This window comes from Cohnella nanjingensis (assembly GCF_014212125.1).
In the GTDB taxonomy this organism is placed as follows: Bacteria; Bacillota; Bacilli; order Paenibacillales; family Paenibacillaceae; genus Cohnella; species Cohnella nanjingensis.
The window spans coordinates 17,767-29,771 of record NZ_JACJVP010000064.1 but is presented as its reverse complement, the minus strand read 5'-3'; the positions used below and the strand labels follow the sequence as shown (position 1 = coordinate 29,771).

Here is a 12,005-nt window from a genome sequence, read left to right as displayed (position 1 = left end):
GATACATTCTATCGTTGGAGCAGGTTGAGGCGCGACTTTCGCCGCTGTAACGATACATGCTATCGTTGGAGCAGGTTGGGGCGCGTCTTTCGCCGCTGTAACGATACATGCTATCGCTAGAGCGGCAGGACTGCCATTGGCGAAGCGGAAGCGATCGCTTCTATCGGAAAAACGTATCCTCAGCTCGGCTTGCGAGGAGAAGTTCGGCCAACGGCCATCGGCCATCGGCCGGCGAACCGCCGAACCGGGACGGAGGACCCCGACGATTCGAACAATTTGCGCCGCATGCTGTGATTCGTGGAGTCACAGACCGCAAGTCTTGTATAGCTTGTATAGGGCGACAAGCAGCCCCGAGGAAAGAAGATAAAGTTCGATGCGGTTCATAGCCGGTACGAAGGACAAGCGGGGCGTCTATGATGCCGACCGGGAGGGCGAGGAGGAGGCCGCGAAGGTATCGCGGCTTCGGTACGGAGAGCGGATCGGCAAGACGTATCGGGCGGGAGGACACTGCTTCTGCCACGGGACGATCATGCTGCGGGGGAACCTTGTTCGACCGGATCGGCGGCCATACGCGCCGGGTCAAGGGAGCGGAGGATTACGAGTTCATCCCAAAAAGTATGAACGCGGAGCGATGCAACGTGGAGAATCTGCCGGACGTGCTCTACGCTTACCGGCGAAGCCCCTTCCAACGCTCCTTGAAGTATTTCGGCCGGGGACGGACGCATCCGGTTGAAGAATGAAGCGCCGCGCGTCCCGATGGTGATGGACAGCCTTACCGTCGGGGGCGCGGAGACGCGCGTCCTGAGCCTCGTCAAGTCGCTGATCCGCCTCGGCTCGACGCGCCGGCCGACCGAGACGCTGGTGGCCGACGCGATCCGGGAGGCGTTCTCGGATTCGGCGGCGCTGCGCGGCACCGGGGAGCAGGGGCTGCGGTAGGTGCGGCGGGAGTTCGACGCGCACCGGATCGGCGTCGGCCTGCGCGAGATCTACCGGCAAGCGAGCTCCGATCGCAAGGAAATTCATTGGGAGAAGGGAGAGTGAACGCGTTGCGCAAAATCTTGTATCTGGGAAGGATCGGCTTCAACAACTTCGGGGACGAGCTCATGTGGCGCCTGTTCAAGACGCTGGCCGACCGCCATCTGCCGGCCGATCAATACGAGATCATCCCCTCCCTGCCGGGCGTGGAGATCAAGGAGGTGTCCGGATACGACACGGTGGTGCTCGGAGGCGGATCGCTTCTCATACCCGGCTACGTCGATATTCTCTGCCAAGCCGTGGAACGGGGGAAACGGGTGCTGATCTGGGGGAGCGGCTACGACTGCATCAACCGGCAGAAGTCGGAGGACGCCGGCGTGGAGATACCCGACCGGCTGCAGGAGAGCGACGCTTACTGCGGGCGGCTCGCGACCGCGATTCATGGCGCCGCCTACTGCGGCGTTCGCGGTCCGTGGACGCTCGAGTATCTGAAAAATCAAGGCATCCTTCCGCACAGGATAACGGAGAGCGGCGACCCGGGCCTGCTCGCGGCGGCGCTGGCCGGAGAGCCGGAAGCGGGCGCTTCTCAGGCGCGGGAGCGGGAGCGCTGGATCGGCATCAACTGGGGGACGGCGTACAATCGGATCTACGGCGCGAACGAGGCGCGGGTGGAGGAACAACTGGTCGAGGCGTCCCGCGCGCTGCTCCGGGAAGGCTGCAAGTTGTACTACTACGTCGTCTGGGGACCGGATCAGGCCGCTTGCCGCAGATTGTACGAGCGGGTAGGGGACCCGGACAGGACGGTTTTCGACCCGAACGTTTACAACGAACAGGGGTACCTGAAGCTTCTCGGCGGCTTCGACGCCTCCGTCAATCTGAAGCTGCATGCCAACGTGATGTCCGCCGCGGCCGGCGTGCCGTTCGTGTGTCTCGGGTACCGCTTCAAGTCGTACGACTTCATGCATGCCTTGCAGCTTCCGGAGTTCGTCTTGCCGACGAGCGATTCGAAGCTGGGCGAGCGGCTCGCGCCGCTCGCTCTCCGGGCCATCGCGGACCGGGAGCGGATCGCGGCGCGGGTGGACGTGCATCGTCGCATCGCGCGGGCGCGTTTGACGGCGCCTTTTGCGGTCAAATTATTCTAGTCCAAGCCTTCCCGCGCCTCTGGTATCATTAGCGGATGAGGAAAAACGAGAAGCGGGTGGCCGCCGCATGTCGGCGCTGCTTCAGGGTTGATTCTCCCCGGCTGGCGGGCGCGCTTGCCGGCCGCGGAACCATCCCGGTACCCCAATATCCCTATAGCAGTCACTTACAGACGGCGGTCCGCAGCTTCGCGGATCCGCCGTCTTCTTCTTCTCCATCTCAGGAAGAGAACGCCGGCCAGGACTGCCGCGAGCGCGATCCAGACCACCTTCAAATACCGCTCCACCCCCTGGAAGACGAGCTGCCATTGATCTCCGAACGCGTAGCCGATCCCGACGAACGCGGCGACCCAAAGCGCGGCTCCTGCATAGGCATAGCAGGCGAAAGTGCGGAAGGGCACGCGGATGATGCCCGCGAAGTAGCCGATGAACTGCCGGACGCCCGGCATGAAGAAGCTGAAGAGCAGAATCTTGTTCCCGTGCTTCTCGTAGGCGGCCTTCGTCTTCTCCAGATGCTCCGGCTTCAGGAACAGCCACTTGCCGTACCGCTCTATAAGCGGCTGACCTAGCTTGTATCCGATCGCATAGGTGATCGTCATGCCCGCGATGGCTCCCGTATAGGCCGCGGCGACGGCCGGCACCAGGCGGAGGACGCCTTTATAGGACAGGTAGCCCGTATAAGTCAAGGTCGTGTTGCCCGGCGGGAGCGGCAGCGCGATGGCGTCCAGCGGCAGTCCGATGAGCAGCACCCCATAGCCGTACTTGGCGAACCAGAGTTCGATCCAATCCAACGGATGCATCTTTCCCCTCCTCCCGACCCGCCCGTGACAGCGTTGTCCGCCGCCGGCCGCGCGTTTCGAATAGGATCAGCTTACCCAAGAGGCCCCGCGACAGGGAACAGACCCCCGGCTTGCATGGAACAGGTCTTAGGTCTAAGCGGAAACTGGACCTCCACTTCTCGCGAATGCGGTCATGAACGCGTAACCTAAGACTATACCTGGAAAAGGTGATCTTCATCATATGGGAGCAGGTGCGATGATTCATAAAGTAATCGATTTTCTGATGGATTTCGGCGCCTGGGGGCTGTTCGTTCACGCGTTCTTCGATGCGGTGATCTTCCCGATTCCCGCCTTGTTCCTGCAAGTCTCTCTGAGCCTGCTCGATCCCGCCAACGCGCTCTGGCTAGCTACCGTCGGGTACATCGGCTGCTTGCTCGGCACGCCCGTCGGCTACCTGATCGGCAAAGGCCTGGGGAACGGCGTCCTCTACAAATTTCTCAAGAAGTCCTGGGTCGACGCCGCCCAGCGGATGTTCGAGAAGAACGGAGAAGCGGCGATCCTCATCGGCTCGTTCACGCCCGTTCCGTTCAAAGTGTTCACGATCCTGTCCGGCTGCATGAACTTCCCGCTGTGGCGACTGATCGCGTATGCGGCGCTGGGCAGGGCGGCCAAGTTCTACATCGTCGGTCTGTTGTTCTATCTCTACGGGCGGGCGGCGGAAGGGATGGTCAAGGGTGTCTCGCTGTATATTTTCCTCTGCGCGGTTCCGCTTCTGATCCTCTTCCTCTACCTCCGCAAGCGGTACAGACGGAAACGGCAAGCCCGGAAGGATACCGATGCCGGGGAGACGATGTGAATCCGCAGTCGCGCGCGTCGCGGTCGTCCCGACGGTCCCGTCCCGGAACCTCTCGTGTTACAATGAAGAGATCATGAGAGGACAAAGGTGATGGCATGTTGGCAGAGCGAATCATTCCGGAAGCGGTCGTAAGCCGGATCAGGGCGGATGCCTTCCGGATGGAGGCGGCGGGCGCTTCGACGCCCGCGTTATTGGAATGGATCTACGAGGAAAGGCTGTTCAAGCTGTTCGTGCCGGACGAACTGGAAGGGCGCATGACGCCGCTGCCCGAGGCGGCCCGTATCTTCGAGCGCGCGGCCTGGGCGGACGGGAGCCTGGGCTGGCTGCTCGCGATCGGCGCCGGCGGCGGCTTCTTCTCCGCGACGCTGCCCGAGGCGGAAGCGCAGCGGCTGTTCACGGACCGGCGCGCGCTGATCGCGGGAAGCGGTCATCCTTCGGGGCGCGCGAAGCGGGTGCCGGGCGGGTACGTCGCGAGCGGCAGGTGGAAATATTGCAGCGGTTCGACCTTCGCGACCTTCTTCACGGCGAACTGCATCATCGCGCGCGATGGCGCCGAGGACGGAGAGCCCGAGATCCGTTCGTTCGCGTTCATGCCGGCGCAGGTCGCGATCGAGCGCGACTGGAAGGCGTTCGGCCTCCAAGCGACGGAGAGCCACACGATCGTCGTCCGGGACGTCTTCGTTCCGGACGCGCTCACGTTCGACATCCGGACGGAGCCGCGCTACGACGACCCGGTCTACCGGTACCCGTTCCTCCCGTTCGCGCAAGTCTCGTTCGCCCCCGTCGTGATCGGCCTCGGCCGGCGATTCCTGGAGGAAGCGCGCGAGCTCGTCCTTCCGCGCCAGGCAGAGTGGACGGCATCGAACCCGGCCCGGTTCGAGCGGGCGCTGGCGGCGATCGCGTCGGCAGCGGAACGTCTGGAGGCCGCTTCCGCCGTCTTCTACGAGACGGTCGATTCGACCTGGGCGGCCTACGTCGGCGAAGGGGCGCTGGCGGAGGAGGCTTCGATGCAGGTGAGCCTCGCGAGCTGCGAAGCGGCACGGACCGCGGTTGAGGCGGCGCATGCGGCCTTTCCGCACCTGGGGATGTCGGTGCTGATGGAGGACCGGCCGGCGAACAAGGCATGGCGCGATCTGCACACGGCGGCGCAGCATTCGGTTCTGGGCGAAACGGCGCAGCAGGCTGGATGACGGAGGCGGGAAGACCCTGGCAGACAGAATGGCCGCCAGTCGGCGGCCATCGCTGCATGCGTTTCGAAGCGGGGATGATCGAGGAGCCGATCAAGTTAACTCTCTTCCATGCTCGCCTTAGAACAACGATGTTCCATTAGAAGCCGAAAACGCGCTGGATTCGTGTTCGGTCGATAGGTGTGCCCCTTCATCAAGGAACGGCGTGCTATAATGAGCCCATGACAACCCAAAGCGTAGAACGCGGATGCTGGAGGTAGCCCAAGCATGATCATCATGAACGAAAAGATCAAAGCGGCGGAAGTCGCGTTAACCGGCCTGAACGGGGAGGATCTCGGCATCGTGCCGCGCGCGGAAGCGCTGGAGACGGCCAAGCGGCTGAAAGCCGATCTCGTGTGCACGTCGCTCTTCAGCAGTCCGCCGCCCTGCAAGCTCGTCGCGCGGGGCAGCGCGAAGCAGGAGGCGCAGAAGGATAAGCAGGCTGAGCGCAAGGCTTCGCAGCCGGTCAAGGTGAAGGAGATCCGATTGACCGCCCAGATCGAAGAACACGACTACGAGACGAAGTTTCGTCAATCCGAGAAGCTGCTCGCGTCGGGCGATGCGGTGCAGTTGGTCGTGAAGCTGTCCGGCTCGAAGGAAGGTCCGCGCGCCAAGGAGCTGACCGAGCGCATGCTGAAGGACCTGGCGGGCGTCGGCAAGCGGGAGACCGGTATTCAGGTTAGCGGCAAGCAGGTCGCGGTCCGCGTGAATCCGCTGTGACGAAGCTTGACGGCAGGCGCCGGCAGGGAGGCCGATTCGCGCCGGGCTGGCATGTGAACGCAGCGCAAAGGGGAGATTCCTTGCCGACTTCGGCAGAGGAATCTCCCCTTTGTTGCTTCGGATCGGACAGGATAAGCCTCGCCCATTCCGATCCGAACGTGTTCGAGCTAACCTTTTCCGGTCCAAACGTGCCGCCCTGTTCCGAGGACGCGGAGCCGTTGTTGCTTGTTTGCGGCGCTAATCGTTAGCGTGCTTTACTTTTTCTTCGCGATCGAGAAGATGACCGTCTTCGCCGTCATGTCCACCTGGATGCTCACCGTATCGTCGCCGATCGCGAGCTGCTTCGATTCCGTCTGCTTGCCGAGTGCCACTTGGTTGCAGACGTCCATGAACGCCGTGTTGAACGTGGCCGCGTTGTAGCCGAACAGATAGTTGCCGAACGTCTTGACCGATTCGGCGTTCCTCGAGAGCGTGCCGCTGCGCAGCCGCATCGTGATCCCGTACGTATCGTACACCGGATCCAGCCACAAGGCCGCTTCCTCCGTCGCGGCCGCAGAACCGGCAGCGGCTTGCTTGTTCAGCACGCCGTCCTTCTCCTCCTGGTCCTTGAACAGCCGCAGCGTCGTCTCGAACAGATCTTGATTCGAACCGCGGAGCGCGCCGGCCTGCACGAGAACGTCATAGGCATCGTACATCCGGCGGTTCGGGAAGACGACGACCTTGCGCCCGCCGCTGCCCGTCGGCACTTCGCGTTCCAGCGACTTCGCGGAAGCTTGGACCGCCAACCGCTTCGTCTTGTCCGTCAGCCGTTCCAGCAGGACGAGCGCTTCCGCCCGCGTCACGGTCTGCCCGACGCCGAAGTAGCCGTTCGGATACCCTTCCATGATGCCTTTGGCCAGCGTTTCGGCGATGAACCGCCGTTCGCGGTCGGAGCCGCTCATCAAGTCCCCATAGGCGGCGGCCAGCCGCAGGCTGAACTGATCGTCCTCGAGGAATTCCGTCTCCTTAATCGTGTAGTACAGCACTTCCGCCACGTTCTGGCGCGTCATGCTCGACTGGAAGTCCGCGTATCGGCTCTTGTTCAGGAAGTTCAGGTCGCTCGCCACGTCAATATAGGGCTTGGCCCAATAACCGACGGCGTTCGCTTTGAAGTCGAAGTAGCGGTAGTCCTGCTTCAGGATATTCTGATTGTCCGCGGTGAGCGATTGCAGGAACTTCGGGTTCCAGCTGCGCTCGCCGTTCGGATGCTTGTCCGTCTCGGAGAGGATGAGCATCTTGATGAATTGGTCGACCTTGACCGGCTCGTTCGGACGGAACGTCCCGTCCGGGTAGCCGTCGAGGATGCCGTTCGCCACGGAACGGGCGATGGTCTTCTCGGCCCAATGGCCCTTGGTGTCCTTAAAAGCGCTTCCGGTCGAAGCTGCGGTAGCGGCCGTTCCGGTTCCGGCGGCCCAAGCCTCCGCACCGCCCGATCCGGCCCAGAGTAATGCAACGCAAGTAGCTATCAGTGTCCACTGCCGCATGGCTGTCCTCCTAGTGTCATTAAACGATACAATCCGACACTATTTAGCTAATCACAATGGCTGCGGCGTGAAAACGGTCGTCCCGCCTATTGTGCGAGCGGTCTAAAGTCTTGATTCGAATGGGGCTGGGGATACGGAATGGAACATGAAGGAGGCGCTCGGGCATGAGAAAACCGGCCCGCATGGGCCGGTCGAATCAGAGAATGGGTCCGAGGTCACGCGCGTTCGCCGGCGCTAACGGCCGGCGCCGACGAGTTGATCGAACATGCCGCCGTCCGCGAACTGCTTCGCGTTCAAGTCTTCCCAACCGTCCAGGTTGTCGTCCACCGTCAACAGCTTCGTCTCCGGGAATTGGGTCGCGTATTGCTCCGCGACAGAGGCGAAGCGCGGGCGGAAGTAGTGCTGCGCGGCGATCGTCTGCGCTTGCTCGGTGAACAGGTAGTCGGCGTAGCCGTTCGCCGCTTCGCGCGTCCCGTTGGCGTCGGCGTTCTTATCGACGACGCTGACGATCGGCTCTACGGTCAGCGTCGCCGGCGGGACGACGATGTCGATCTTGCCTTTAGCGGCGCCGTTCGCGAGAGCGAGCGCTTCGGCCTCGGTCGTGATCCACACGTCGCCGTCGGCCTGATCCACGAATCTCGCTTGAGCCGCCGCTTCGTCGGCTTCCAGCTGGGCGACGTTCTTGTACACGGCGCTCACGAACGTCTTGGCCGCGTTCTCGTCCCCCGCTTTGTCGAGCGCATAAGCCCAAGCGCCGGCATAGAACCAGCGGGCGTCGCCATACGTCTTCGGATTCGCGGCCACCACTTTGACGCCAGGCTTCGCTACATCGTCCCACGTCTTGATGCCTTTGGGGTTGCCGCTGCGCACGGCGAATGCGACGGCGGTGAAGAAGGGGGAGCTGTTGTAGTCGTAGCGCTGCTGCCAGCCTTCTTCGATCAGGCCTTTGGCCTGGATCGCATCGATATCGGTGCCGATGCCTAGCGTGACCAGATCGGCCTTCAGCCGGCCGTCGTTCACGGCCGCTTCCTGCTTGTCGGAAGAGGCGGCCGATTGATTGACCGTAACGGCCTGACCCGTCTTCTCCTTCCAATAGGAGGCGAAGCCGTCGTTCAATGCTTGGAACAAGGGCGCCGTCCCATCCGGCGAAGCGCCGGTCAAGACGATCGGCTTGGTATAGTCCGAGCTCGCGGAGGGCGAGGCTTCGCCGTCGGCCGATGCGTTCATCGGCTTGCCGTCTCCCGACGCGCAAGCGCCAAGCGTCAAGGAAAGCGCGAGCAAAGCGGAGGCCGCGGTTGTTCTTCTCTTTCTCATCGGGAACGCCCCTTCAGTACGGAGAAATGGACATGCGTTTAAATACTTAATTTCAAATTGGAAAAATAGGGTTAATGGAGCGATTGTAGCAATCGGTCCGAGAAAGTGTCAAGAGAGAAATGTAAAAATATTTAAAAATATTCCTAGTTGACAGGTTGGAATAGTGCAGGATATGATCATTCCAAGAAATGGTTCCAACCACCTACCGGACAGCCGGAGCACGATGGAACTCTCCTCACGCGATAGGTCTCTTCTGGAACGTTTGCCCTAGGCGACGTCCCGGCGAGCGGCGTCTTGGGAGAGTGCGGTCGCGGCCTCTTTGGCGTTCCGGCCAATCATGCAGAACAAAGGGAGAGAACGGTCATGAAGAGTACATTCAAGCTGGTAGTCCTCGTGGTATTGGCGTTCGCGTTGTCCGCCACGAGCGCGTTCGCGGCAGTATCCAAGAAGAGCGACAAGAAAAGCGTCACGCTGCTGAACGTCTCCTACGATCCGACGCGGGAGCTGTACGTGAGCTACAACGAAGCGTTCGCGAAGTATTGGAAGAAGAAGACGGGCCAGACGGTTACCGTCAAGCAGTCGCACGGCGGCTCCGGCGCGCAAGCCCGTTCGGTCATCGACGGCCTCGAAGCGGACGTCGTCACCCTCGCGCTCGAATACGACGTCACCGCCATCGAGAAGAAAGGCCTCATCGCCACGGGCTGGCAGAACCGGCTCGCCAACAACAGCGCGCCTTACAAGTCCACGATCGTGTTCCTGGTCCGCAAGGGCAACCCGAAGAAGATTGAGGATTGGGACGATCTGATCAAGTCCGACGTGAAGGTCATCACGCCGAACCCGAAGACGTCCGGGGGCGCGCGCTGGAACTACTTGGCGGCTTGGGCTTATGCGCTGAAGCATAACAACAACAGCGACGACAAAGCCAAAGCGTTCGTGAAGGAGCTGTTCACCCACGTCCCGGTACTCGATACCGGCGCCCGCGGCGCGACGACGACTTTCGTGGAGAAGGGCATCGGCGACGTCTTGCTCGCATGGGAGAACGAAGCGTACCTGGCGAAGAAGGAATACGGCGACAAGTTCGAGATCGTGACGCCTTCGCTTAGCATTTTGGCGGAGCCGACCGTGGCCGTCGTGACCAAAAACGTGCAGAAGCACGACACGCGCCAAGTGGCGACCGCATACCTGGACTATCTCTATACGGAAGAAGGCCAGCGCATCGCGGCCGAGAACTTCTACCGTCCGATCAACCCGAAGATCGCGAAGGAATTCGAGAAGCAGTTCCCCAAGCTGAACCTCGTGACGATCAAAGACTTCGGCGGCTGGGACAAAGCGCAAGCCACGCACTTCGCGGACGGCGGCACCTTCGACCAGATCTACCTGAAAAAATAAAGCGGTCCGACGATCCCCCAATAGAGAAGGAGCAACGGATATGTCCAATAGACGCAGTTTGAAGCAACGCATCCTGAAGATCGCGCTCGGCGCGGCGCTCTCCGCGCAGATCGTCGCCTTCGGCGTAGCGCCTGCCGCGCTGGCCGCGGCCAAAGCGTCAGCCGTTACGGTGGACGGCGTCGGCCAGAGCGCATGGACGCCTATCGTGAAGGACGGCGCGGTCTACGCGCCGCTTAGCGGCCTGAGCGCGTCTCTGGGCGCCGTAGGCAAGTACGACGGAGCGACGAAGACGATCTCGATCCAGCAAGGCAAACGCGTCATCGTCCTGCAGATCGGCGCCAAGACCGCTAAGGTGGGGGGCGTGAAGAGCGCATTGGGGAATGCCGCGCTGCTGATCGACAAGACCCCTTACGTACCGGTCCGCTTCGTCACCGAAGCGCTCGGCGGCTCGCTCGCCTGGAACGCGGCGAAGCCGGCGTACGAGATCGATACGCGGCTGCACGCCTTCGCGGCGGATGGCCATACCTCGTTCATCAACGTATACGGGGAATCGGTCATCGCCGCGACCTATGGCATCGCCAGCGACTTCAGCGGCGGCTTCGCCCGGGTGAAGCAAGGCGACGCGTACGGCTATCTGGACCGCAGCGGCAAGCTGGCGATCCCCGTCCAATTCGACGACGCCTATGACTTTTCCGAAGGGCTCGCGGTGGTGCGTCAAGACGGCAAAGCCGGGTACATTGACCGTGCCGGCCAAGTCGTGCTAAGTCCCGACTACGATGAACTGTACGACTTCTCTGAAGGGCTGGCGCTCGTCCGCAAGGGCGACAGCTTCGGCTACATCGACAAGAGCGGCAAGCTGGTCATCCCCGCGCAGTATGAAGACGCGTTCTACTTCAGCGGCGGACTCGCGGCCGTGCAGATCGACGGCAGCTACGGCTATATCGACAAGACCGGCAAGCTGGTGATTCCGGCCAAGTATCAATCCGTCTCCGACTTCAAGGACGGCTTGGCGCTTGTTCAGACGCTGGTGAACCAGCCGGGCGAGACGGTAGAGGAATCCACGGGCGTGTTCGGCTACCTGAACGCGAAGGGCGAGTTCGCGATTCCCGCCCAATATGTCGAGGGCTACTCCTTCAGCAACGGGCTGGCCGCGGTCGAGCTCGATAGCGGCGTCGCCTTCATCGACAAGACCGGCAAAGTAGCGCTGCAGACGGCGTACGCGGAAGTCGGGGACTTCGGCGACGGGCTGGCGGCCTTCGAGCAGGGCGGCAAGTACGGCTATATTAATAAGAAGGGCGAAGTCGTCATTCAACCGCAGTTCGATATCGCGGACCGCTTCGAGCGCGGGCTCGCCCATGCGGTCAAGGGCGACGTGGAAGGGCTGATCAACGCCAAGGGCACATTCGTCGCGCAAGGCAAATACGTCGCTCCTCCGGCTTCCGAAGCGGAAGGGAAGTAAGCGGGAGGTGGGACGGCCCGCGGCCCGAAGCGAAGGCGAAGCGCGCGATTGAGGGAGAGGGACGGCTGTCCTGAAGCAAAGGCGAAGTAGCAGGCTGTGAGAAAAGTGGCAGACCTGGCGATCCTCTCGGTGTTTCTCCTTGCATGAACGATGATTTGGCGGTTCCCGACGGGGGGGCCGTCTTTCGTCTTTTATGGTGCGGCTGAGAGGCATACTATGTTGTATTTGTGCAACTTATGTAGCGCTCATTGGCGGTGAGAAGGTAATAACCTGCAATCGTACAACTTATTTAAGGGAAAATCGATGAAAAGCCAGAAATCGGCCGAATCAGTTGTACATTTACAACTTATTGACCGTTTTGGAGCGAATTCGGCGAAATAAGTTGTACTTTTGCAACTTCTTGCTCGGGTTCCCGATCCCGGCCGGGCGAGTTCTCTCATCGAGCATGAATCGGCTAGCCCAACCGAGCGCTATCTCCCGTTACGTCGCTGCCTCGTCCTAGCCGGATTCAACTCCCCAACTGGCAGTATCCTCTAACTCCCACCGGGCACTATCTCCCATCGAGCAGTATCCTCTGTTCCCAACCGATCGCTATCTCCCGTTACGCCGCTGCCTCGTCCTTGCC

The 12,005-nt window shown here is 61.6% G+C and carries 11 protein-coding genes; 8 read left to right on the top strand and 3 right to left on the bottom strand.

What is annotated here, in order from left to right; genetic code table 11:
- The first annotated feature begins 545 nt into the window (after positions 1–545).
- From H7C19_RS31345 to H7C19_RS31335, 3 genes are all read left to right on the top strand, one after another.
- On the top strand, positions 546–740 hold the full coding sequence (locus tag H7C19_RS31345) for a hypothetical protein (protein WP_185673026.1): 195 nt from the start codon (positions 546–548) through the stop codon (positions 738–740).
- A 19-nt stretch (positions 741–759) separates the two neighbouring features.
- Entirely contained in the window at positions 760–936 is a 177-nt protein-coding gene (locus H7C19_RS31340; protein ID WP_185673025.1) for a hypothetical protein, read from the top strand.
- Between the two features lie 110 nt (positions 937–1,046).
- Positions 1,047–2,117: a polysaccharide pyruvyl transferase family protein gene (locus H7C19_RS31335; RefSeq protein ID WP_185673024.1), complete on the top strand. Its 1,071-nt coding sequence runs from the start codon at positions 1,047–1,049 to the stop codon at positions 2,115–2,117.
- A 164-nt stretch (positions 2,118–2,281) separates the two neighbouring features.
- On the opposite strand, the gene H7C19_RS31330 is transcribed toward H7C19_RS31335, so the two are convergent.
- Positions 2,282–2,914, bottom strand: a complete 633-nt coding sequence (locus H7C19_RS31330; RefSeq protein WP_185673023.1) for a DedA family protein — start codon at positions 2,912–2,914, stop codon at positions 2,282–2,284.
- Positions 2,915–3,149: 235 nt separating this feature from the next.
- On the opposite strand from H7C19_RS31330, the gene H7C19_RS31325 reads away from it, so the two are divergent.
- The 3 genes from H7C19_RS31325 to infC all read left to right on the top strand — a co-directional run bounded on the left by H7C19_RS31325 (position 3,150) and on the right by infC (position 5,695).
- Positions 3,150–3,749: a YqaA family protein gene (locus tag H7C19_RS31325; protein WP_185673022.1), complete on the top strand. Its 600-nt coding sequence runs from the start codon at positions 3,150–3,152 to the stop codon at positions 3,747–3,749.
- A 98-nt stretch (positions 3,750–3,847) separates the two neighbouring features.
- On the top strand, positions 3,848–4,939 hold the full coding sequence (locus H7C19_RS31320) for an acyl-CoA dehydrogenase family protein (protein WP_246470127.1): 1,092 nt from the start codon (positions 3,848–3,850) through the stop codon (positions 4,937–4,939).
- A gap of 264 nt (positions 4,940–5,203) precedes the next feature.
- The gene (gene infC, locus H7C19_RS31315) at positions 5,204–5,695 is read left to right on the top strand and encodes a translation initiation factor IF-3 (RefSeq protein ID WP_185673020.1); all 492 of its coding nucleotides are present in this window, start codon (positions 5,204–5,206) and stop codon (positions 5,693–5,695) included.
- A gap of 254 nt (positions 5,696–5,949) precedes the next feature.
- On the opposite strand, the gene H7C19_RS31310 is transcribed toward infC, so the two are convergent.
- Both H7C19_RS31310 and H7C19_RS31305 read right to left on the bottom strand, forming a co-directional pair.
- Positions 5,950–7,218 carry an S-layer homology domain-containing protein gene (locus tag H7C19_RS31310; protein ID WP_185673019.1) on the bottom strand — a complete coding sequence of 423 codons (1,269 nt, stop codon included), beginning with the start codon at positions 7,216–7,218 and terminating at the stop codon, positions 5,950–5,952.
- Between the two features lie 234 nt (positions 7,219–7,452).
- Positions 7,453–8,532 carry a sulfate ABC transporter substrate-binding protein gene (locus tag H7C19_RS31305; protein ID WP_185673018.1) on the bottom strand — a complete coding sequence of 360 codons (1,080 nt, stop codon included), beginning with the start codon at positions 8,530–8,532 and terminating at the stop codon, positions 7,453–7,455.
- Positions 8,533–8,895: 363 nt separating this feature from the next.
- Between H7C19_RS31305 and H7C19_RS31300 the strand changes: the two genes are divergently transcribed.
- Together H7C19_RS31300 and H7C19_RS31295 are read left to right on the top strand one after the other, a co-directional pair.
- A complete protein-coding gene (locus H7C19_RS31300; RefSeq protein ID WP_185673017.1) occupies positions 8,896–9,921 on the top strand; it encodes a sulfate ABC transporter substrate-binding protein in 1,026 nt (341 codons plus the stop codon).
- 40 nt (positions 9,922–9,961) lie between these two features.
- Complete coding sequence (locus H7C19_RS31295; protein WP_185673016.1) at positions 9,962–11,380, top strand: WG repeat-containing protein; 1,419 nt, start codon at positions 9,962–9,964, stop codon at positions 11,378–11,380.
- The last annotated feature ends 625 nt before the right edge of the window (positions 11,381–12,005 follow it).

Bases quoted from the DNA above. Each gene is read 5' to 3' on its own strand.
- H7C19_RS31295 (WP_185673016.1), top strand. From the start codon at position 9,962: ATGTCCAATAGACGCAGTTTGAAGCAACGCATCCTGAAGATCGCGCTC.
- infC (WP_185673020.1), top strand. From the start codon at position 5,204: ATGATCATCATGAACGAAAAGATCAAAGCGGCGGAAGTCGCGTTAACC.
- H7C19_RS31330 (WP_185673023.1), bottom strand. From the start codon at position 2,914: ATGCATCCGTTGGATTGGATCGAACTCTGGTTCGCCAAGTACGGCTAT.
- H7C19_RS31325 (WP_185673022.1), top strand. From the start codon at position 3,150: ATGATTCATAAAGTAATCGATTTTCTGATGGATTTCGGCGCCTGGGGG.
- H7C19_RS31305 (WP_185673018.1), bottom strand. From the start codon at position 8,532: ATGAGAAAGAGAAGAACAACCGCGGCCTCCGCTTTGCTCGCGCTTTCC.
- H7C19_RS31300 (WP_185673017.1), top strand. From the start codon at position 8,896: ATGAAGAGTACATTCAAGCTGGTAGTCCTCGTGGTATTGGCGTTCGCG.
- H7C19_RS31310 (WP_185673019.1), bottom strand. From the start codon at position 7,218: ATGCGGCAGTGGACACTGATAGCTACTTGCGTTGCATTACTCTGGGCC.